Source organism: Streptomyces atratus (assembly GCF_040655115.1).
GTDB lineage: Bacteria > Actinomycetota > Actinomycetes > Streptomycetales > Streptomycetaceae > Streptomyces > Streptomyces atratus_D.
This window is the reverse complement of sequence record NZ_JBFAJH010000038.1, coordinates 20,898-40,073: the sequence shown is the minus strand read 5'-3', so window position 1 is coordinate 40,073 and position 19,176 is coordinate 20,898. Positions and strand designations below refer to the sequence as shown.

Genomic DNA, 19,176 nt, shown 5'->3' with positions numbered 1-19,176 from the left:
TCACCTCCCGCGTGCGAGAGTCCGCCCATGACTGACATAGGCGGACGACGCAAGCTCGGTGCCCTCGCTGGCGTTTGCATCGCCGGGGCCCTGCTGCCCGGCATCACCCTGGGTGCGGAAGACGTGGACGTGCCGCTCTCACTCATGGTCGCGGCCCTCGTGGTCATGCTCCTCACCCAGCTCGTCTACGTCGGCCCGTCCGCCCGTGTCCCGGCCCCGGCCTTGCTGGCCTTCGGCCTGGCCGGATTCGTACAGGACTCGCTCATCTGGTGGCTGCTCTCCTGGCTGGGCGGGAAGTTCGCCGAGCTGGAGGTCGAGGGCTTCGGCACGATCCTGCTTGCGGGATTGATCACGCGCGCCTCGATCCTCGCGTTTTCCCTGATCGGGACGGAGCCGACGGCGGACTGACGACCCTGCGAGGCCACCCCGGCCGCCCCGCGTTACGGCAAGGGGGGAGGCCGCTCCCGTACCCCTCAGGCAGCAGCCCGCGCCGCCTTCGCCATCTCTTTCAGGTGGTCCTCATCCGCCTTGCTGAGCGAGGTCTGCCCGAGCTGCGGAGTGGAAGACTTACGCACTGGGCGTTGGCGTCGCTACGGGCAGTTCGCGTGTGATGAATGTCGGTGGCCAGTTAGATCTCCCCGCCCAAGGCCGCCTGACGGGGAATCACGTGGCCGTGGCTAGACTCACTGTCAGTGACGAACAGGGTCCCCCTCATCTGGGTGAGCCCCGATGTCCACGGTTCTTGGGTGGCGTCGTCGGCCAAGAGGCCGTCTTGGGTTTGGGTGCTCTGCCATGCGGCGGACGTTCTTCAGCGACCGTCGCACGGGGCGTCGTCCGCAGACACCGGCTTGGTGTCTGCCGCCAGGCAGGAGGAGTACACCCGCGGCGGCGTGGGCCGCGGCTTCGGTTCCGACGTGGCGCCCACGGCAATGATTGCCCCGGCACCGACGAAGGCTAGCCCTGTCATCGCGGCGAGCCAGGTACCGCGGCTCACTGATCGCCACGGAAGTGGTTACGGAGATCGTCACGGCAGTCGTCCTCGGTGCCGACCTGGACTCGCGAGAAGACCAACACTCCGTCTCCCTTGCCTTCCTGCTTGGCCTTGGCCAGCTGCGTCTCGATGTCCGCGATGCGCTCGGCGCACTCGGCACTGACGGACTTCTCGGGCTGCGGGTCCGGTGCCGAGGAGGCGTTCAGTTTGGCGGTGGCGGCGAGGCCAGCCGTGCACAGCACCGCCCACGCGGCAACCCACGAGCGGCGGCTCATCCGTATCGGCTTGGGCATCCAGGCATCCTACGAGCGCCGCGGCGGGCTGTCGCCGAATCGGGACTTCCTCGTCGACGAGACCAACGACGGAGCCGTCGCCAGGAACGGAGCCCGCCCCCGCATCGTGTGGCACCGCCTCTCCAGACGTAAGCGTGATCTCGGCGCCTGCAAGAGACTTGGCGGGCAACGCACCGGGGGCGGCCCTGCGACGACTGATCCAAGAAACGGAACCCAAGCCCGGTCAAGCGGCTGATCAAGCGGTGGCTCGGCAAGAGTGGTGATCTCCGCTCGTGGGAGGTCGGGCTCCGGGGAGAGCTGATCGTGGGAAGCAGCCTGAATCGGCTTCGGCGCGACGGCTGGCGGGTTCTGCACTCCATAGAGCTCCCCAGCGGGTCAGACATCGACCATGTCGTCATTGGCCCGCCCGGCGTCTTCACTGTGAACGCCAAGCATCACAAGGGCGGCAGGGGGTCTGGCTGGGCAACCACGCCGCGATGGCCAACGGCCAACCAACAAAGTACGTACGGAACAGGGGGCTTCCCCACTGCGCTACGGCTCCGCCGGGAGGCTCAGGAGATCGCGAAGAGGGCGGCTGGTGAGCTGTGGACCGACTCGGACTTCGTGTTCACGACGCGGTACGGAACCCCGATCGAGCCGCGGAACTTCAACCGAGCCTTCGCCGCGGGGTCGGCTGCTGCGACTGTTCGCAAGATCCGCTTGCACGACACCCGGCACACCTGCGGGTCGCTGCTTGCCGCCCTCGACGTGCGCCCCCGCACCGCGATACAGATCCTTCGGCACAGCAAGATCGCGGTGACGATGGAGGTCTACACCCACATCCCGTCAGAGGCCACGCGGCGGGCTCTCAAGAAGTTGGGTGCACAAGATCAGACGTAGTTGCTTTACTTCGCTGCTGTACGACGCAAAAGAGCCCCTACCGAGTTTCCCCGGTAGGGGCTCTGAGCTGCGGTGGACCTGTGGGGATTTGAACCCCAGACCCCCTCGATGCGAACGAGGTGCGCTACCAGACTGCGCCACAGGCCCTTGCAACGAGTGAAACTCTAGCACCCTCGCAGGGGTGCTTGGAAATCCGTTCCCTTGCTGGTCAGCCGGGTCGGCGTCGGAGCGGGTCTCACTCGTTGGCGGCGCGGGGCCGGTCGCCGTCCTCGTACTGGTCGAAGAGCGGGGTCCGGCCGCGGTCGCGGGAGCGGCGGGACGAGCCGGTGCGCTGGCGTGGCGCCGGTTCGACCGGGGGTGCGGCGGGGGGCGCGGTGCCCGTCTGGGTCGGCTCGGCCGTGCTGGAGCGGGCCGCGCTCCAGGTCTCCGGGTTGCCGACCTCGACGCCGCCCGTGGCGCGCGGGGCGACCGGTGCGGTGACGTACGTCGGCAGTGGGACCGGAACCGGCTCCCAGCTGTCACCCTGGACCCGGCCGCGTTCACGCTGCTGGTCGACCCATTCCGCGTGGTCCGTCTGCTCGACCAGGGCGCGGCGGCCCGCCTCCTGCGGAGAGACCGCGGGGGTGGGCTCGGGCTCCGGTTGGCGCGCCTCGGGCTCCTCGTCGGACTCGGCGGGGGCCGTCGGTGCGGGCTGGTGCCTGCGGGGACGGTTCTCGCGCAGGCGCTGCGCCGCGACCTCGGCCCTGCGCCGGTCCATGGTGAAGACGAACCGGCGCCGTTCCTGTGCGCGCAGATGCACGATGTACATGCTCAGCAGCACGGCCGGCACCGCGGGCGCCCACAGGAAGCGGAGGCCGCCGACGGCCGCGACGACCGCGCCGAGGGTGAAGGCGAGGAAGAGGACCGAGGTGGTACGCCGACGGCGCGCGAGGACCTGCGAGCGCTGAGCACGCCGGGCACGCTCGGCGTCGGTCCCACCGGGGCGTGCGCGCCGTGCGGAGGCGCGTGCGGGTCTGTCCTGGACCTGCGGCTCCGGTGCGCGCGCCGGGTCGTACACCCGGGCTTCGGTGTGCGCCGGAGGCGCGGCAAAGGCCCGGACGTCCACGGAAGCCATTCGGTCCGTGCCCACGTCCGGGTCGGCGTCGGGGTCCGCCTCCTCGGCGGTGCGTTCCCGCAGCTCCTTGGCGTACCGGCGCTCCATGGCCGCCCGTCCGGACAGCAGCCGGATGGCGGTGCTGAAGCGTTCCGTCGGACGGGCTTCATTGAGCTCGTCCTGCCTGCGGAGCCACATCGGCACAAGGTAGGCGGCCCAGGCCCCGACGATGACTGCATAGATGAGGCCGCTGCTGCTCACGTCTCACACCGTAGAGGGGTTTGCATGGAGGCATCCGCCAATTGGCCCGGTGTGTCGCACGATCCGGCTGATATCGCGGACTTTTTTTGTGATTGTTCAGATCAACCATCGGCTTTTGCACGTTCGTTAGCGGCCACGCACCGATCAATTTCGAACACTTATTTTATTTCGCGGGGCGTTCCGGGTCGTGCCTGGTGCCAGCGCCGGAGCAGTCCGTCGGGCACTTCCTCCGCCGTGAGCGCGAAGATCAGATGGTCCCGCCAGGCACCGTCGATGTGGAGATAGCGCGGACGCAGCCCTTCCTCGCGGAATCCGAGTTTCTCCACGACCCTTCGGCTGGGCCCGTTCTCCGGCCGAATGCACACCTCGACGCGGTGCAGTCCGACCGTCCGGAAACAGTGGTCGACGGCGAGCGCGACCGCTGTCGGCATCACACCGCGGCCCGCCACGTCCTGGTCCACCCAGTAGCCGATGTGGCCCGAGCACATCGACCCCCAGGTGACCCCGGCGACCGTCAACTGCCCGACCATGCGCCCCTCGTACTCGATGGCGAAGGGCAGCATCCGGCCCGCGTTGGCCTCGGAGCGCAGATGGCGGATCATCTGACGGTACGTGGGGCGCCGGGCGACCGGGCCGCCCGGGGCGGGCGGTGGAACGGTCGCCTCCCAGGGGCGCAGCCAGTCGCGGTTGCGCCGGTTGACCTCGCGCCACACGCGCTGGTCCCGCAGCTTTATCGGCCGGAGGGTGATCGCGCCGTCCGTCAGGATCACCGGCCAGGTCGGGACGTTCAGCTCGGGCTCCCGGGTCGGGGGTGGTCGCCGCCGCGGAGCTGGTCGACGGCGTGCACCAGAAGACGTTCGAGGACGGCGAGTCCGTCCCGCACCCCACCGGTGGAGCCGGGCAGGTTCACGATGAGGGTGCCGCCCGCTACACCAGCGAGGCCACGGGAGAGCGCGGCCGTGGGGACCTTCTCGCGGCCCTCGGCGCGGATCGCCTCCGGGATGCCGGGGATCTCGTGGTCGAGGACACGGCGGGTGACGTCGGGGGTGCGGTCGGTGGGTGAGATGCCCGTACCGCCGGTGGTGACGACGGCGTCGTACCCGGCGGCCACCCCGGCCCGCAGTGCCTGCTCTACGGGGTCGCCGTCGGGGACGACCTGCGGCCCGTCGACGGCGAAGCCGAGCGCGGTGAGCGCCTCGACGATCAGGGGGCCGCCCCGGTCGGCGTAGAGACCGGCCGAGGCGCGGTTCGACGCCGTGACGACAAGGGCGGTGTACGGGGCGGGCGGCGCCGCGCCGGTGGGCACCGTCATGCGTCCGCTCCCTCCGGCGCCGGGCGCCGGTAGTCGCCGGACTTGCCGCCGGACTTCGCCTCGACCCGGACATCCGTGATGACCGCGCTCTTGTCGACCGCCTTGATCATGTCGATCACGGTGAGCGCGGCGACCGAGACGGCGGTCAGCGCCTCCATCTCCACACCCGTGCGGTCCGTCGTCTTCACCGTGGCGGTGATCTCCACCGCGTCGTCGGCGACGCTCAGATCGACCTTCACGCCGGAGACGGCGAGCGGGTGGCAGAGCGGAATCAGCTCCGGGGTGCGCTTGGCACCCATGATCCCGGCGATGCGGGCGGTGGCGAGGGCGTCGCCCTTGGGGACTCCCTCGCCGCGGAGCAGTTCGACGACGCGCGGCGAGACGAGGACCCGGCCGCTGGCGCGGGCGACGCGCGCGGTGATGTCCTTCTCGGACACGTCGACCATCCGGGCCGCGCCCGCCTCGTCGAGATGCGTCAGCCTGTTCTGCGTACTCACTGAACTCCGCCTAGCGGTAGGGCGCCGGTTGCCCGCTCGGCCTGCACCGGGGTGCGGCCGGGGGTCCGGGGGGTGTCCCCCGGTAAGGCACAGCGGCAGACACCGTACCGTCACCGGTCGGCGTTCAGCGGAGCAGGATCACCTCGGTGACCGTGCCGGGCTCCGCGGAGGTGACGTCCTCGGGCAGCACGATCAGCGCGTCCGCCTGCGCGAGGGCCGCGATCAGATGCGATCCGGAGCCGCCGACGGGGGTGACGGTACCCGCCTCCGCGTCGTACGTGCCGCGCAGAAACTGGCGCTTGCCGGACGGCGAGGAGAGCGCTTTGTCGGTGTTCAGCGTGGCCCGGACGGTCGGGCGGGTCACCTCTTGCAGGCCCATCAGCGTGCGGATCGCGGGCCGCACGAACAGCTCGAACGAGACGTACGAGGAGACGGGATTGCCCGGCAGCGCCAGCAGCGGTGTGTGCTCCGGGCCGATCGAACCGAAGCCCTGCGGCTTGCCGGGCTGCATGGCGAGCTTGCGGAAGTCGATGCCACTGCCCGGCTCGTCCTCGTCGCCGACGGAGGACAGTGCTTCCTTGACCACGTCGTACGCACCGACGCTGACCCCGCCCGTGGTGACGACGATGTCCGCGCGGATCAACTGGTCCTCGATCGTGGCGCGGAGCGAATCGGCGTCGTCCGCGACGGCTCCGACCCGGTAGGCGATCGCTCCGGCGTCGCGCGCGGCGGCGGTCAGCGCGAAGCTGTTCGAGTCGTAGATCCGGCCGCCGGTCAGCTCCTCGCCGGGCTGCACGAGTTCGCTGCCGGTGGAGATGACGACGACGCGCGGCCGCGGACGCACCTTCACGGTGGAGCGGCCGATCGCGGCGAGCAGCCCGATCTGCGGCGGCCCGATCACCGAACCGGCCCGCAGCGCCAGATCGCCGGGCTGCACATCGCTGCCCCGGGCCCGGACATGGGCGCGCGCCGCGACCGGGCGGTGGACGCGGACCTCGCCGCCCGCGACCTGTGGGGCGTCGCTGTGGGCGCGCATGGTGTCCGCCGGGCCGCCGCCCGTACCGCCGTCGGTCCACTCGACCGGGACGACGGCCTCGGCACCGGCCGGCAGCGGTGCGCCGGTCATGATGCGTGCGGCCTCGCCCGGTCCCACGGTCTGGTCGCCGGAGAGTCCGTCGCTGCCCGCCGCGATGTCACCGATGACCGTGAGCACCGCCGGGAACTCCTCGCTGGCGCCCTCGACATCGGCGATCCGGACCGCGTACCCGTCCATCGAACTGTTGTCGAAGGGAGGCAGGGCGATCTCCACCATGACGTCCTCGACGAGGACGCAGCCCTGGGCCTCGGGCAGTTGCAGCTCGATGGGTTCGAGCGGCCGCACGGCGCCGAGGATGTCTTCCAGGTGCTCGTCCACCGACCAGATCGTGCTGCTCAAAGTGCTACATCTCCTCGGTGACGTATCTGCGGAGCCAGGTCCGGAACTCCGGACCCAGGTCTTCACGTTCGCACGCGAGTCGGACAATGGCACGCAGATAGTCGCTCCGGTCACCGGTGTCATAGCGGCGTCCCTTGAAGACGACACCGTGCACCGGGCCACCGGCCTTCTCGTCCGCGGCGAGCAGCTGCAGCGCGTCGGTGAGCTGGATCTCGCCCCCGCGGCCCGGCTCGGTCCTGCGCAGTATGTCGAAGACGGCGGGGTCGAGGACGTAGCGCCCGATGATGGCGAGATTGCTGGGAGCGTCAGCCGTTTCGGGCTTCTCGACCAGGCCGGTGACCCTGACGACATCGCCCTCGACGGTGGCGTCGACGGCCGCGCAGCCGTACAGATGGATCTGCTCCGGCTCGACCTCCATCAGCGCGACGACGCTGCCGCCCTCGCGCTCCTGAACCTCGACCATGCGGGCGAGCAGCGGGTCCCGCGGATCGATCAGGTCGTCGCCGAGGAGAACCGCGAACGGCTGGTCACCGACGTGCGGGGCGGCGCACAGCACGGCGTGGCCGAGGCCGCGCGGGTCGCCCTGGCGGACGTAGTGCATGGTGGCGAGGTCGCTCGACTCCTGGACCTTCTGGAGCCGTTCGGCGTCTCCCTTGCGGGTGAGCGCCGACTCCAGCTCGTAGTTGCGGTCGAAGTGGTCCTCGAGCGGACGCTTGTTGCGGCCGGTGATCATGAGTACGTCGGAGAGACCGGCCGCCACCGCCTCCTCGACGACGTACTGGATCGCGGGCTTGTCGACCACAGGCAGCATCTCTTTGGGAGTGGCTTTGGTGGCCGGAAGAAAGCGGGTACCGAGTCCCGCGGCCGGGATGACAGCCTTGCTGATCCTGGGGTGCAACTGAGTCATGCGCGCAACCATAACCGGTAGTCACGGGCGGAAGATGAGCGTCCGGTTAACTTTGTACTCATATGTGCATATACGAGAAATTCGCGGGTGCCCGATGAATACCGACATGCCCCAAAAGGCCTCTCTGCGGCGTGAACTGCTTGCCGCGCGATCCCTCCTGAGCAGGGAAGACGTGGACGACGCCGCGCTGGTTCTGTCCCGTGGTGCAGTCAGTCTTCCGGAGTTGGCCGAGGCCCGTACCGTCGCCGCCTATGTCTCGGTGGGGCGCGAGCCGGGCACCCGTGCGCTCCTGGATGCGCTGCACGCGCGGGGCGTACGGGTGCTGCTGCCGGTGCTCCTCCCGGACAACGATCTGGACTGGGCCCCGTACGAAGGTGCCGGCCGCCTTCTCCCGGCGGGCCGCGGGCTGCTGGAGCCGGACGGTCCCCGGCTCGGGACCGACGCCGTCCTCGAGGCGGACGTGGTCCTGTTGCCGGGCCTCGCGGTGGACGGACGCGGGATGCGGCTCGGCCGGGGCGGTGGTTCGTACGACCGGGTGCTGGCCCGACTCGCGGCCGCGGGGGCGCACCCCGCGCTGGTCGTCCTTCTCTACGACAACGAGGTGGTCGCGACGGTTCCCGTGGAACCGCACGACCACCCCGTGGACGCCGTGGTGACGCCGGCCGGAGCGCGGCGCTTCACCGACTGAGCCCGGCCGGCGACGCGCCGGGCCTGTCGGCCCGTGACCGCGGTGCCGGGTCCGCCGCCCTACGACGGCTTGAGCGTCAGCGTGTCCTTCGTCGACTTGGCCACGGCGTTCGTTCCGAAGGACCAGTCGAGCAGATCCCCGTCGGCCCACTTGTCGGTCTGATCGGTGTAATGCGCGCTGAACGCGTGACCGGACGCGCCGGTGAGGTTGATCCAGCGGGACTTGTCCCAGTCCCCCACGTTGACGACCATGCGCATCGACGGGACCCAGATGACCTCGTAGCCGCCCGCCGCGTTCCAGCCGCTGGCGTTGACCGCGGCCTCACCTCCGCCCAGGTTCCACGGGCCGCGGTTGAGGGCCCGCTGGAGCAGATCGGGGCCTTCGGTACCGAGGGTCTGGTTCTTCAGGGTCAGCTGGTGCAGCCGGCCCCAGCTCCAGGTGGAGATGTCCTTGCCGAGCTTGGCGGTCAGCTCCCAGCGGGCGTCCTTCATGGCGCGGGCGAACAGCTGATCACGGTTCTCGGTCGCCTCGTCCTTGCGGTTTCCCGGCGCCTTCCACCAGTCGTTGTTCTCGTCGTCCATGAGGTTGGCGACCACCTGGTACCAACGGTCGCCGCCGTCCGGCTGCGCCGAGTCCGCGTCGCGCTGACCGCACTCGCGAACCGGCTTGTCCTGCTCGTCGACCGGGCCCGTGCTGTCGGCCGGGAGCACGGTGAGGCATTCGCCCTTGACCCGCATCTCCTTGGGCAGCTTGTCGCCGAAGGCCAGCTTCAGGATGTTGCGCCAGACCGCGTTGAAGTACGCGGCGGCCGCCGAGTCGGGCTCCTGGGTGGAGCCCCAGCCCTCCAGGAGCTTCTGCGCCTCGCGCACGCTCTTGTCGGAGACCTTGATCTTCAGCAGTTCGGGCACCAGCAGCGCGGCGATCTCACTGTTGTTGTCCATCTGCATCTTCTGCATGTCTTCGGTCGAGATCTTCTCGCCGCCCTTGATCTTCTTCGCGATGAGGTCGTTGATCCGCTGACTGCGGGTGCCGTAGCCCCAGTCCTTGGTGAGCAGGTGGGGGTACTTCTCGTCGATGACGGCCTGGTTGGCGGTGACGATGTAGCCGCGCTTCGGGTTGTACTCGTACGGCAACTCGTCGAACGGGATCGGGTCCTTCTTCCAGCCGTACTCCGAGGTCCAGCCGGGGCTCGGCATCGTGCCGTCGCCCGTCTTGCGGACCGGGATCCTGCCGGGTGCCTGGTAGCCGATGTTGTTCTTGTCGTCCGCGTAGATGAGGTTCTGCGAAGGCACCTCGAAGTGCTCGGCCGCCTTGCGGAAGGACGGGAAGTCCTTGGCGCGGTTGAGCTCGAAGACTGCGTCCATGGACTTGCCGGGTTCCAGCGCGGTCCACTTCAGGGCGACCGCGTAACCGTCGGCGCGGTCCGGCGCGGCGCTGGCGACGGGGGCCTTCTGGCCGACCTTCTCCAGTTCGCTGCTGCGGTCGGAGATCAGCGGGCCGTTGTTGGTCTCGCGCACGGTGATGTGCCGGCTCGCGCCCCCCGCGACCTTGATGGTCTCCTCACGGGTGACGAACGGCTTCACCTTGCCGTCGTACTGGTAGCCGTCGCCGGAGACCTTCTCCAGGAAGAGGTCGGTGACGTCGGCGCCGAGGTTGGTGAAGCCCCAGGCGATGTCCCGGTTGTGACCGATTATCACACCCGGCATGCCGGAGAAGGTGTAGCCGGCGGTGTCGTACTGGCACTTCGCCGTGATCTCGCGGCAGTGCAGCCCCATCTGGTACCAGAGCGAGGGCAGCTGCGGCGCCAGGTGCGGGTCGTTGGCGAGCAGCGGCTTGTTCGTCGTCGTGTACCGGCCCGAGACGACCCAGGAGTTGGACCCGATGCCGTTGCCGTTCGGACCGAGCAGCGCGGGGATCCGGTCGAGAGTGTCGGAGAGCGAGGCGAGCTGGGTGCTCACCCCTTCGGTGGCCCCCTGCACGGTGCTCGCGCCGGTGCCGGAGGACGGCGTCGCCTTCGGGTCGAACGTGCCGGTGGCCTGCGAAATCGCGCCCTGGCTGACGATCGGCTTGTGCGTGCCGTACGGGTACGCCGGGTACAGGTCCTCGATCTGCTTCCCGCTGAGCCTGCTGGTCATCAGCGAGCGGTCGATCTCGTCCTGCATGTTGCCGCGCAGGTCCCAGGCCATCGCCTTGAGCCAGGCGACCGAGTCGACCGGGGTCCACCTGGTCGGCTTGTAGTCGTTGGTGAGGCCGAGCGCGGCGTACTCGACGGAGATGTCCTTGCCGTCGCGCCCCTTGAGGTAGGCGTTCACCCCGTCCGCGTACGCCTGGAGGTTCTTCTTGGTGTCCGCGGACAGCCGGGTGTCGTACTCCTCCTGCGCGACCTTGCGCCAGCCCAGCGTGCGCAGGAAGGCGTCCGTGTCGACCTGCCCGGAGCCGAACATCTCGGAGAGCCGGCCGGCCGTCATGTGACGGCGGACGTCCATCTCCCAGAAGCGGTCCTGCGCCTGCACGAATCCCTGGGCGCGGAACAGGTCGGCGTCGGAGTCCGCGTAGAGCTGCGGGATCCCGTAGCTGTCGCGCCTGACGTCGACACTGCCGGCAAGACCGTCGATCTTGATGGAGCCGTTCGTCTGCGGGTACGAGGCCCGCACGGTGGTTACGGACCAGAACGCGCCGTAGCCGATACCCGCGACAAGCGCCAGCACCAGGACGATCACGATCAGGCGGGCGCGTCGCCCCTTCTTCTTGCCGGTCTTCTCACCGGCGGAACCGGAAGAGCCGGAAGAGGCGGTTGTGTTGGCGGGCATCGCTGTCCTTCGAGGGGCAGGGTGGTCCTGGGAGTGCAGGAGCAACCATAGGCGCAGCACCGAAGCGGGTCCGACGCGGTATCGGGATACATCGAATCGAAGAGCGATCGCACGAACGCTCGAACCCGTCAAGAAAGCGTTAAAGATTAGGTAAGGTAACGAAGTACTGGCCGCCGGAATGACGATTCGGCAGGCGTACGCAGGGAAGGAACGGCCACTGACTGTCCACGCGCTCAACGAACTCCTGCTCGTCTGCTCGCTCGTGCTGCTCGTCGCCGTCGTGGCGGTACGCATCTCGTCCCGCAGCGGGCTCCCCAGCCTGCTCCTGTATCTCGGCATCGGGATCGCCATAGGGCAGGACGGGCTCTTCGACGTCAAGTTCAACAACGCCGAACTGACCCAAGTGTTCGGCTACGCCGCTCTTGTCGTGATCCTGGCCGAGGGCGGCCTCGGCACGAAGTGGAAAGAGATCAAGCCGGCGCTGCCCGCCGCCGCGATGCTGTCGATCGTCGGCGTCGCGGTGAGCGTGGGCGTCACCGCGGCAGGGGCGCACTATCTGGTCGGCCTGGACTGGCGGCAGGCGCTGATCATCGGCGCGGTCGTCTCGTCGACGGACGCCGCAGCCGTCTTCTCCGTGCTGCGCAAGGTGCCGCTGCCGGCCCGCGTGACCGGCGTGCTGGAGGCCGAATCCGGCTTCAACGACGCCCCCGTGGTGATCCTGGTGGTGGCCTTCTCGACCAAGGGGCCGATCGACAGCTGGTACCTCCTGATCGGCGAGATCGCCCTGGAACTGGCGATCGGCGCGGCTGTCGGCATCGCCGTCGGCTGGATCGGCTCGTTCGGACTGCGTCATGTGGCCCTGCCCGCGTCCGGTCTCTACCCGATCGCGGTGATGGCGATCGCCGTGTCCGCGTACGCGGCCGGCGCCATGGCCCACGGCAGTGGCTTCCTCTCCGTCTATCTGGCCGCGATGATCCTCGGTAACGCCAAGCTGCCGCACTGGCCCGCCACCCGCGGCTTCGCCGACGGACTCGGCTGGCTGGCCCAGATCGGCATGTTCGTCCTGCTCGGGCTGCTGGTCACCCCGCACGATCTGCTCGACGACTTCTGGCCCGCGGTCATCGTGGGTCTGGTGCTGACGGTGGTGGCGCGCCCGCTGGAGGTCTTCATCTCCCTGATCCCGTTCCGGATGCCGTGGCAGGAGAAGGCCTTCATGTCATGGGCGGGGCTGCGTGGCGCCGTACCCATCATCCTGGCGACCATTCCCATGGTGTCCGGGATCGAGGGCTCCACTCGCGTCTTCAACATCGTCTTCGTGCTCGTCGTCGTATACACACTGATCCAGGGACCGACGCTGCCCTGGGTGGCGAAGGCCCTGAAGATCGCCGAGGACCCGTCCGAGGCCGCCGACCTGGGCATCGAGTCGGCGCCGCTGGAACGGCTGCGCGGGCATCTGCTGTCGGTGGCGATCCCCGCGAAGTCGAAGATGCACGGCGTGGAGGTCGCCGAGCTGCGACTGCCCGCAGGGGCCGCGGTCACCCTGGTCGTACGGGACGACAAGAGCTTCGTACCGGCGCCGGCGACGGTGCTGCGGCGCGGGGACGAACTGCTGGTCGTCACGACCGATCCGGTACGCGACGCGGCGGAGGCGCGGCTGCACGCGGTCGGCGAGGGCGGCAAGCTGGCCGGCTGGCTGGGGACCGACGGGGACAGCAGAGGGACCAGCGGCACGAGGGCCCATCACTGACCATCCGAAACAGATGACCAGGATTCTGCGCACAATCGCAGGCAAGCAGGCACTTCTGCCTGTAGCATGAAGGAAACCTGATCGATACATCTGGTCACTACACCTGATCGACCAACTCTGCCTGACGCAGAGCTGGCGCGACCGTATGGCGGTCGTGGCGTCCTCCGCCCCTGCAGCGAGCGCCCGGCATCTACCGCAGTTCCGCGCGAAGAGGACAGCTCTCGGCAGCCCCCGTACGGGACCGGCACCCACAGGTGCGGACCGGCGGGGGCACCGCTACCAGGCGGCAGAAAGGCATGGACCGTGGCGTCCACGGTCTCCGACCGCCCCGGTTACCGGCAGCTGCTGCGCACCCCGGGTGCGTGGACCTTCCTCCTGCCGGGCTTCGCGGCACGGCAACCCTTCGCCATGCTGACCATCGGCATCGTGCTGCTGATCCAGCACACCACCGGTTCGTACGGCAGCGCGGGCGCCGTCGCCGCTGTCACCGGCGTCTCGATGGCCCTGTTCGCACCCCAGAGCGGCAAGCTCGCCGACCGCATCGGCCAGCGCGCCGTACTGCTGCCGGGCGTCCTCGTGCACGCGGCGTCCGTATCGGCACTGACCGTACTCGCCCTGGCGGACGCGCCGCTGTGGCTGCTCTTCCTGGCCGCCGTTCCGACGGGTGCGTCCGTCCCCCAGATCGGGCCCATGGTGCGGGCCCGCTGGGCGGCCCTGCTGGGCGCGGCGCCGGGCCGGAAGACCTCGCCGCTGATGTCGACCGCCGCCGCCTTCGAGTCGGTGACGGACGAGTTCACCTTCGTCATCGGGCCGGTCCTCGCCACCGCGCTGTGCACCGGCGTGCACCCGGCGGCCGGGCTGATCACGGAAGCCGCGCTGACGCTGGTGGGTGGGCTCTTCTTCGCGGCGCAGCACCGCACCCAGCCCGAGGTCCGCGCCACCGCGGCCACCGCCTCCGAAGGGCGCGTCTCCGCCCTGTCCGTACCGGGCGTACGAGTGCTCGCCGTGGCCTTCCTCGGGATCGGCGCGGTCTTCGGCAGCATGCAGGTCTCGCTGACCGCGTTCGCCGAGGAGATCGGCCGGCCCGGCGCGAACGGCCTGCTGTACGGGATCTTCGCGGCCGGCAACATGCTGGCCGGGATCGCCTGCGGCGCCATCGCCTGGAAGAGCGGGCCGCGGCGCAGACTTATCGCCGGGTACGCCGCGCTGACGCTGACCGCTTCGGGGCTGTGGGCGGTGCACTCCATGCCACTGCTGGCCGGGCTCGGGCTGCTCGTCGGGCTCTCCATCGCACCCGCGCTGATCAGCGGATACACACTGGTCGAGACGCTGGTTCCGGCGTCCGCGCGGACCGAGGCGTTCACCTGGCTGACGGGTTCGGTCGCGCTCGGCCAGGCAGCCGCGGTGACGGTCGCCGGACGGCTCGCGGACGCCCACGGCGCGAGCACCGGCTTCGTGGTGCCGCTGGTGGGGACCGTGCTTGCGCTGGTCACCCTGGTGGCACTGCATTCGAGGCTGACACCGGCCCGCGCGACCATCACGGCCGCACGCGGCGCGGTTCACCGCGATCCTGTCGCGGCCGGAAAGTGACGATTCATGCGCTCGCATCACGCTCAGCGGAATACGTCGGTGTGACTCCTCCGCCACATGATGTGGCAGCTTCTCACTCAGGCAGACGGCCCTCATGACGGCCAAGCCCTGACCGCTGCCCTGCCGGCAGGTGACAGACATTACTGCAAACAGCGGCCTGTAGCAGTTACCATTGACGACTGTTAGCACTCATCGAGTGAGAGTGCCAGGAGGAAGACAAGTGCCGACCTATCAGTACCAGTGCACCGAATGCGGCGAGGGCCTCGAGGCGGTGCAGAAGTTCACCGATGACGCCCTGACCGTGTGCCCGAGCTGCGAGGGACGCCTGAAGAAGGTGTTCTCGGCGGTCGGCATCGTCTTCAAGGGTTCCGGTTTCTATCGGAACGACAGCCGCGGATCGTCGTCGAGCAGCACGCCGTCGACTTCGTCCGCGAAGGCATCCGGTTCCGCTTCGTCTTCTTCGACGGGGTCGGACTCGAAGTCGTCCGCTTCGTCCGCCTCCGCTTCGTCCTCGTCGTCGTCTTCCGCGTCGCCGTCGAGTGGTACGTCGGCCGCCTGAGCCGAGGTACCCAGCCTCTCTTCACCGGGACCCCGTCGATCCACTCGGCGGGGTCCCCGGCGTTTTGCGCCCCGCTACTGTGATCGCATGGTGAACGCAGAGATCGGTGTCATCGGCGGCTCGGGCCTGTACTCCTTCCTGGAGGACGTCACCGAGGTTCGCGTGGACACCCCGTACGGACAGCCGAGCGACTCCCTCTTCCTCGGCGAGATCGGCGGCCGCCGGGTCGCCTTCCTCCCCCGCCACGGCCGCGGCCACCATGTGCCGCCGCACCGCATCAACTACCGCGCCAACCTGTGGGCCCTGCGCTCCGTGGGCGTACGTCAGGTGCTCGGCCCGTGCGCGGTCGGCGGGCTGCGACCGGAGTACGGTCCGGGGACGCTGCTCGTCCCGGACCAGCTGGTGGACCGCACCAAGGCCCGTACGCAGACGTACTACGACGGAGAGACCCGGCCGGACGGGGTGGCGCCGGACGTGGTGCATCTGGGCTTCGCCGATCCGTACTGTCCCGAGGGGCGCAAGGTCGCGCTGGCATCTGCCCGCGGCAGGGACTGGGACCCGGTGGACGGCGGCACGCTGGTCGTCGTCGAAGGGCCGCGCTTCTCGACCCGGGCCGAATCGCGCTGGCACGCGGCGATGGGCTGGTCCGTGGTCGGGATGACCGGACATCCGGAGGCCGTACTCGCCCGCGAACTCGGACTCTGCTACACGACGATGACGCTGGTGACGGACCTGGACGCGGGTGCCGAGGCCGGCGAGGGCGTCTCCCACGGGGAGGTGCTCAAGGTGTTCGCCGCCAATGTGGACCGGCTGCGGTCGGTGCTCTTCGACGCGGTGACCGCGCTGCCCGCGGAGGGGGATCGGCACTGTCCCTGTGCGCATGCGCTGGACGGGATCGAGACGGGGCTCGAACTGCCGTAGGGGGGCGCCCCGGGGGCAGGTGGGTGACGGAGTTGTCCACATCGCGCGGGCTGTCCACAGGGCTCAGCGGGAATCTCGCGGAAGGCGGAGGGTGAGGGGCATCGGCGTTCGTCCGGACTCCGCGCTCCTCACGACTGGTGGTGTTGGCCATGTTCCCGCCCGCTTCTGCGACCTCTTCCTCGCCCCATGTACGCCCGCCTGTCCCGAGTCCGCCGGTGTCGGCGCCCGCGCCCTGCGGGGTGCCCGCGTTCGCGCCGTTGCGGGTGCGCGGGGGCGGGGGGCATCGGCTGCGGCGTGCGGTGTGGCGGCAGCGTCGCGCGATGGCGGCCGGCCTGGCGCTGACGGCTGCGGCGCTGGGCGCCGCGGGACTGGGCGGCGGTGAGGCACCGGGCGATACCGGGGGCGCGGCAGGTGCCGGACCGGGAGTGAAGCGACGGCCGGTTCCGCTGGTGTCGGCGCCGGTCCGGATCGCGGATGCGGCAACCGTCCGGCTGCTGCGCCCCGGCGACCGCGTCGATGTGATCGCGGCCGAGGGTGCCGGAGCCGATGCCAGGGTGGTGGCGAAGGGGGCCCGAGTGGCGGCGGTGCCGCGGGCACCGGCCGACGGCTGGGCCGAGGATCCCGCGGAAGATCCTGCGGCGGGGGGCGCGCTGGTCGTCCTTTCCGTGCCACGGAGCACGGCAGCGTCGCTGGCCGGCGCGGGCATCTCGGCTCGGCTGGCGGTGACCCTGTGCTGACCCGGACCCACCGCCCTCCGCGCGCTCATGTGCCGCCACGCCACCGCCCCGAAGGCGCGGGTCGGGGGAGATTCGCGGCGCGGCCGCATCGAAGCTCAGCGGACCGACGGGCGAGGGCTGCGGCCAGGAGCCGGGGCCTGGGCACGTCGAGTAGCTCAGACGTGGTGGGGCGGCTTCTCGTCGAGGAAGCGCGCGAGGTCGGCGGCGCTGTCGCCGACCGGGGCCCGCTCACCCCACCCTCGGTCCGTATCGTCCGCGGACTGCTGGTCCAGCGGATCGTCGAAGATCAGAGCCGGCTTGGGCTTCCTCTGTTCCGGTTGTGCGGGGTGTGCCGACTGTGTCGGTTTCGAATCGCGCGGTCCGGAGGCGGGGGCGGTGCTCATGTCTCCAGGGTACGGCGGCTCTCCCGGGTACGGCAGCGGTCAGCGGTCCTTCGGTTCGAGCATCCAGAGCCCGAGGACGACGGCGAAGGACAGGCAGAGAAGCCCGCACCCCACCAGGCCGTTCCGTCGCTGCCCTCCATCCACGCGTCGACGATGACCGTCAGGCCCCCAGCGACGGGGCGAGCCCGTCGCCCGGACGGCGCGCAGCCGGGGTTTCGGACGGCGCGCAGGCCGTGCGACGCGAAGAGACGGAGCGGACGGTGTACCTCTTTGGCCCGCGCCTTCCGGCGCCGCCCGTACGTCCTTTCATCCGCTGCCCTCACTGCGCTGCCGATGCCCGCTGAGCCCGGCCCGAACCGACCCTCGTCGCAGGACCTGACAGCTGCTGGTCTTCACCGCCTGGTGGATCTACTTCGCCGTGCCGATCCACAGCTGTCTCCACGGCAGCGGACAGGCATTCGTGTGGGGATACGGCCACTACGTGATCTTCGGCTCCGCCGCCACGATCGGCTCGGGCATCGAGGTCGCGGTGGAGGAGGTCTCGGCAAGGCGCATGTGTCGACGACGGCCGCCTCGGCCGTCGTGACGGTCCCCGCCGCGGTCTGTCCGCTGACGGTGCGGCTGGTTCACGCCCGCCACTTCAAGCATGACCTCGCGGAGCAACTGTCCCTCCCCCTGGCGGCGGTGGCCATCCTTGGCTGTACGTTCGCCGGGGAGTGGGTGGTCTTCGCCGCGGGTCCGGTGGCGGCGACGGTGGCCGTCGGGGTGTCGCTGTCACGGCGCCCGGCACCGGGCGCACGGGCCGCCACCGCGGTTCCGCAGAACCGGATGTGAGGAGCAGGTGATGACCGGACAGGACGCACAGATTCCGCTTTCGCCGGCGGCAGGGGCGGTGGACGCGGTGACCGATGTCGCCGGGTTGCGCGTCGGTCATGCGCAGGTGCCGGGCGACGGTGCACTGAGCGGCACCACCGTCGTCCTCACCTCCGAGGGCGGCGCCGTCGCGGCAGTCGACGTACGCGGCGGTGGACCGGGCACCCGGGAGACGGACGCACTCGACCCGCGCAATCTGGTGCAGCGGATCGACGCCGTCGTCCTGACCGGTGGCAGCGCATACGGTCTGGACTCGGCGTCCGGCGTGATGGCCTGGCTGGAGGAGCAGCGGCGGGGCGTGCGGGTCGGCCCCGATCCGTCGCAGGTGGTGCCGGTGGTCCCGGCCGCGTGCATCTTCGACCTGGGGCGGGGCGGTGACTGGCGGGCCCGCCCGGACGCCTCCACCGGCCGCGCCGCCGTGGAGGCCGCAGCCGGTACGGAGTCGGGGGCTCCGGTCGCCGAGGGCGGGGTCGGTGCGGGTACGGGCGCGGTCGCCGGTCAGCTCAAGGGCGGCGTGGGCACGGCAAGCGTGCGGCTGCCGTCCGGGATCACGGTCGGCGTGCTGGTCGTGGTGAATGCGGCGGGCTCCGTGGTCGATCCGGTGACCGGGGTGCTGTACGGGGAGTACGGAGCCGCCGAGCCGCCCGTGTACCCCGCGGCGGGGGTCCACGAAACAGCCGTGCGCCGTCTGGCCGAAGCACGGGAGGCGAACGCGCTCCCCACGCTCAACACCACGCTCGCCGTCGTCGCCACCGACGCGGATCTCACCCGGGCGCAGGCGCAGAAGCTCGCGGGCACGGCGCACGACGGGCTGGCGCGCGCCGTGCGGCCCGTACATCTGCTGACCGACGGGGACACGGTCTTCGCGCTGGCCACGGGCGAGCACCCGCTGCCGCAGGAGAACCCGGTCGCTCTGAACGAGCTCCTCGCAGCGGGCGCGGACACCCTGACCCGCGCCATCGTGAAGGCCGTACGGGCGGCGGAGGGCGTCGACCTCCGCCCGGGCGCGGGCGTCCACCCCTCGTACAAAGATCTCTACGGTCCCCGCTGACCCACCGGCCGCATCCGGCCGCCCCACCGCCGACTCGCCGTCCGCAGAAGGAAGTTCGGACGAATCGCCAGGAACCTTCCGCGTGCGTCATACGTTTTCAGGAACCCGGTCACGATGTCGGACCCAGGGGCTACGTTAAGCACGCAACA

Annotated in this window: 18 protein-coding genes, 1 tRNA gene and 1 pseudogene; 10 read left to right on the top strand and 10 right to left on the bottom strand. The window is 70.1% G+C overall.

Annotated elements, in window-relative coordinates; genetic code table 11:
- Positions 1-27: 27 nt before the first annotated feature.
- Entirely contained in the window at positions 28-408 is a 381-nt protein-coding gene (locus AB0I23_RS30080; protein WP_359113969.1) for a hypothetical protein, read from the top strand.
- A gap of 582 nt (positions 409-990) precedes the next feature.
- Here the strand turns inward: AB0I23_RS30080 and AB0I23_RS30075 are convergent.
- Positions 991-1,284 (bottom strand): hypothetical protein, encoded by a 294-nt coding sequence (locus tag AB0I23_RS30075; protein ID WP_359113967.1) that lies wholly within the window; start codon positions 1,282-1,284, stop codon positions 991-993.
- 231 nt (positions 1,285-1,515) lie between these two features.
- On the opposite strand from AB0I23_RS30075, the gene AB0I23_RS30070 reads away from it, so the two are divergent.
- Positions 1,516-2,163 (top strand): NERD domain-containing protein, encoded by a 648-nt coding sequence (locus AB0I23_RS30070; protein ID WP_359114026.1) that lies wholly within the window; start codon positions 1,516-1,518, stop codon positions 2,161-2,163.
- A 73-nt stretch (positions 2,164-2,236) separates the two neighbouring features.
- Here AB0I23_RS30070 and AB0I23_RS30065 read toward each other — a convergent pair.
- The 7 genes from AB0I23_RS30065 to galU form a co-directional block, all read right to left on the bottom strand.
- Positions 2,237-2,310: transfer RNA gene (locus tag AB0I23_RS30065), tRNA-Ala, on the bottom strand.
- Between the two features lie 88 nt (positions 2,311-2,398).
- Positions 2,399-3,517, bottom strand: coding sequence for a divisome protein SepX/GlpR (gene sepX, locus AB0I23_RS30060; protein WP_359113966.1), 1,119 nt, complete (start codon positions 3,515-3,517; stop codon positions 2,399-2,401).
- A gap of 158 nt (positions 3,518-3,675) precedes the next feature.
- Positions 3,676-4,287, bottom strand: coding sequence for a GNAT family N-acetyltransferase (locus AB0I23_RS30055; protein WP_359113964.1), 612 nt, complete (start codon positions 4,285-4,287; stop codon positions 3,676-3,678).
- A 17-nt stretch (positions 4,288-4,304) separates the two neighbouring features.
- Entirely contained in the window at positions 4,305-4,829 is a 525-nt protein-coding gene (locus AB0I23_RS30050) for a MogA/MoaB family molybdenum cofactor biosynthesis protein (protein ID WP_359113962.1), read from the bottom strand.
- A complete protein-coding gene (moaC, locus tag AB0I23_RS30045) occupies positions 4,826-5,326 on the bottom strand; it encodes a cyclic pyranopterin monophosphate synthase MoaC (RefSeq protein WP_359113960.1) in 501 nt (166 codons plus the stop codon). Before moaC ends, AB0I23_RS30050 begins: the two co-directional genes overlap by 4 nt.
- 124 nt (positions 5,327-5,450) lie before the next feature.
- Positions 5,451-6,761 carry a molybdotransferase-like divisome protein Glp gene (gene glp, locus AB0I23_RS30040; protein WP_359113958.1) on the bottom strand — a complete coding sequence of 437 codons (1,311 nt, stop codon included), beginning with the start codon at positions 6,759-6,761 and terminating at the stop codon, positions 5,451-5,453.
- 4 nt (positions 6,762-6,765) lie between these two features.
- Positions 6,766-7,668, bottom strand: coding sequence for a UTP--glucose-1-phosphate uridylyltransferase GalU (galU, locus tag AB0I23_RS30035; RefSeq protein ID WP_359113956.1), 903 nt, complete (start codon positions 7,666-7,668; stop codon positions 6,766-6,768).
- A gap of 94 nt (positions 7,669-7,762) precedes the next feature.
- Between galU and AB0I23_RS30030 the strand changes: the two genes are divergently transcribed.
- On the top strand, positions 7,763-8,356 hold the full coding sequence (locus tag AB0I23_RS30030; RefSeq protein ID WP_436847019.1) for a 5-formyltetrahydrofolate cyclo-ligase: 594 nt from the start codon (positions 7,763-7,765) through the stop codon (positions 8,354-8,356).
- A 59-nt stretch (positions 8,357-8,415) separates the two neighbouring features.
- Here the strand turns inward: AB0I23_RS30030 and AB0I23_RS30025 are convergent, their stop codons facing one another.
- On the bottom strand, positions 8,416-11,166 hold the full coding sequence (locus AB0I23_RS30025; protein ID WP_359113952.1) for a penicillin acylase family protein: 2,751 nt from the start codon (positions 11,164-11,166) through the stop codon (positions 8,416-8,418).
- 178 nt (positions 11,167-11,344) lie between these two features.
- Between AB0I23_RS30025 and AB0I23_RS30020 the strand changes: the two genes are divergently transcribed.
- The 5 genes from AB0I23_RS30020 to AB0I23_RS30000 all read left to right on the top strand — a co-directional run bounded on the left by AB0I23_RS30020 (position 11,345) and on the right by AB0I23_RS30000 (position 16,720).
- Complete coding sequence (locus AB0I23_RS30020) at positions 11,345-12,913, top strand: potassium/proton antiporter (RefSeq protein WP_359113951.1); 1,569 nt, start codon at positions 11,345-11,347, stop codon at positions 12,911-12,913.
- Between the two features lie 303 nt (positions 12,914-13,216).
- Positions 13,217-14,503 carry an MFS transporter gene (locus AB0I23_RS30015; protein ID WP_359113949.1) on the top strand — a complete coding sequence of 429 codons (1,287 nt, stop codon included), beginning with the start codon at positions 13,217-13,219 and terminating at the stop codon, positions 14,501-14,503.
- 220 nt (positions 14,504-14,723) lie between these two features.
- Entirely contained in the window at positions 14,724-15,062 is a 339-nt protein-coding gene (locus AB0I23_RS30010) for an FmdB family zinc ribbon protein (RefSeq protein WP_359113947.1), read from the top strand.
- Between the two features lie 87 nt (positions 15,063-15,149).
- Complete coding sequence (locus AB0I23_RS30005) at positions 15,150-15,983, top strand: S-methyl-5'-thioadenosine phosphorylase (RefSeq protein ID WP_359113945.1); 834 nt, start codon at positions 15,150-15,152, stop codon at positions 15,981-15,983.
- 149 nt (positions 15,984-16,132) lie between these two features.
- Positions 16,133-16,720, top strand: coding sequence for an RcpC/CpaB family pilus assembly protein (locus AB0I23_RS30000; protein WP_359113944.1), 588 nt, complete (start codon positions 16,133-16,135; stop codon positions 16,718-16,720).
- Positions 16,721-16,875: 155 nt separating this feature from the next.
- Here AB0I23_RS30000 and AB0I23_RS29995 read toward each other — a convergent pair whose 3' ends face one another.
- Positions 16,876-17,103, bottom strand: a complete 228-nt coding sequence (locus AB0I23_RS29995; protein WP_037699338.1) for a hypothetical protein — start codon at positions 17,101-17,103, stop codon at positions 16,876-16,878.
- A gap of 382 nt (positions 17,104-17,485) precedes the next feature.
- Here AB0I23_RS29995 and AB0I23_RS29990 point away from each other — a divergent pair.
- Together AB0I23_RS29990 and AB0I23_RS29985 are read left to right on the top strand one after the other, a co-directional pair.
- Positions 17,486-17,937, top strand: a pseudogene (locus tag AB0I23_RS29990) (low temperature requirement protein A); the annotation flags it as partial.
- Positions 17,938-17,947: 10 nt separating this feature from the next.
- A complete protein-coding gene (locus AB0I23_RS29985) occupies positions 17,948-19,027 on the top strand; it encodes a P1 family peptidase (protein ID WP_359113942.1) in 1,080 nt (359 codons plus the stop codon).
- The last annotated feature ends 149 nt before the right edge of the window (positions 19,028-19,176 follow it).